The sequence below is a fragment of the uncultured Idiomarina sp. genome (assembly GCF_964010655.1).
Classification (GTDB): Bacteria; Pseudomonadota; Gammaproteobacteria; order Enterobacterales; family Alteromonadaceae; genus Idiomarina; species Idiomarina baltica.
This window is the reverse complement of record NZ_CAXGLS010000098.1, coordinates 1-1,683: the sequence shown is the minus strand read 5'-3', so window position 1 is coordinate 1,683 and position 1,683 is coordinate 1. Positions and strand designations below refer to the sequence as shown.

2 protein-coding genes are annotated in these 1,683 nt (G+C 46.0%); both read left to right on the top strand.

From position 1 onward, the window contains the following. A partial coding sequence (gene uvrC, locus ABNS04_RS12475) for an excinuclease ABC subunit UvrC (protein WP_348671615.1) occupies positions 1-939 on the top strand: 939 nt, incomplete at its 5' end. A 48-nt stretch (positions 940-987) separates the two neighbouring features. After that, the gene (pgsA, locus tag ABNS04_RS12470; protein ID WP_286681862.1) at positions 988-1,536 is read left to right on the top strand and encodes a CDP-diacylglycerol--glycerol-3-phosphate 3-phosphatidyltransferase; all 549 of its coding nucleotides are present in this window, start codon (positions 988-990) and stop codon (positions 1,534-1,536) included. Positions 1,537-1,683 lie beyond the last annotated feature (147 nt).

The window sequence follows — 1,683 nt, the reverse complement described above, 5'->3', positions numbered from 1 at the left end:
GTCCTTCAAGCCTTCTTATTGCAGTTCTACCTAAACCAAAGTTCTGGGCGAAAACCCCCCGCCGAAATTGTGCTACCCGATGAGATCAAACACGATCCTGTGCTAGGTGAGGTACTCGGCGAAGCCGTCGGCCGCAAAGTCCGTTTACTTCATAACGTGCGCGGAGAGCGCAAGCAATACCAGCAGCTCGCTAAGAAAAACGCCGTTAATGCGTTGGAAGGTAAACTGAATCAACAAAGCACCATGAATCGTCGAACCTCGGCACTTCAGCAAGTGCTTGAACTCGGGATCCCGATTCAGCGCATGGAATGTTTTGATATCAGTCATACTATGGGTCAGCAAACGGTCGCATCCTGCGTGGTGTTTGACCAAAACGGACCCAAGAAATCGGATTACAGACGCTATAATATTACCGGAATCACGCCTGGCGATGATTACGCCGCGATGGCGAAGGCACTGGCTAAGCGTTATGACAACGCCAAGGAAAACGGCAACATTCCTGATATTTTGTTTATCGACGGTGGTAAAGGACAACTGGCGCAAGCCGAGAACTACTTTGCCGATTGGGGTAAAGACGCGCCTATGCTGATAGGTGTCGCAAAAGGGGAGTCCCGTAAGCCCGGATTAGAGACATTGATCATGGCAGGAAGCCACGAAACGATTCCTTTGAATAAGGATGCCAGCGCATTGCATTTAATCCAGCATATACGCGATGAATCGCACCGATTCGCCATAACAGGGCACCGCCAGAAGCGTAATAAAGTCAAGCGAACGTCGAGTTTAGAAGAGATCGAGGGCATTGGCGCTAAGCGTCGGCAAAAGATTTTAAAAAATCTTGGTGGATTACAAGAGGTAAAAAACGCTAGTATTGACCAACTAGCCAATGTCCCGGGTATTAGTCGTGCACTGGCTGAAAAAATATATTACTCATTTCGATAGCGACAGCAGGGCGACCGTGCCACTGAGCTAAAAAAAGGATTGCGGATAATGAAGTGGAATATCCCAAATATTTTGACGAGTTTTAGGATTTTATTAATCCCGGTATTTTTGATTGTGTTTTATTTACCGTTTGAAGATGCTCGTTTTTGGTCGGCGTTTATTTTTTGGCTCGCCGCAATTACCGATGCGCTCGATGGCTGGATTGCTCGTAAGTTTAATCAGTTTACTGAGTTTGGTGCATTTCTCGATCCCGTTGCCGATAAAGCAATGGTTATCGCAGCATTAGTCGTACTGGTTGAAGATTACAACGCGTGGTATATCACTGTACCGGCATTAACCATGATCTGTCGCGAGCTCATTGTGAGTGCACTACGTGAATGGATGGCGCAACGAGGCAACCGAGATAAAGTAGCGGTATCTAATTTAGGCAAATTAAAAACCATTGCACAAATGGTCGCGTTAATCGGTCTTTTGTGGGACGCAAATATCTGGACATTCTGGATTTCAATCGTTTTGTTCTTTACTGCATTTGTTCTTACATTATGGTCGATGTGGGAATATTTACGCGCTGCAGGGTCACAATTGACTAGAAATTGATAGGTTTGCGCTAAAAATAGCCAAACAGTCACAAAAATCACAAAAAGTCGTTGACGTATTTCATTTAAACAGTAGAATGCGACGGCAGATGGCGATGCGGGAATAGCTCAGTTGGTAGAGCACAACCTTGCCAAGGTTGGGGTCGCG

Bases quoted from the DNA above. Each gene is read 5' to 3' on its own strand.
- pgsA (WP_286681862.1), top strand. From the start codon at position 988: ATGAAGTGGAATATCCCAAATATTTTGACGAGTTTTAGGATTTTATTA.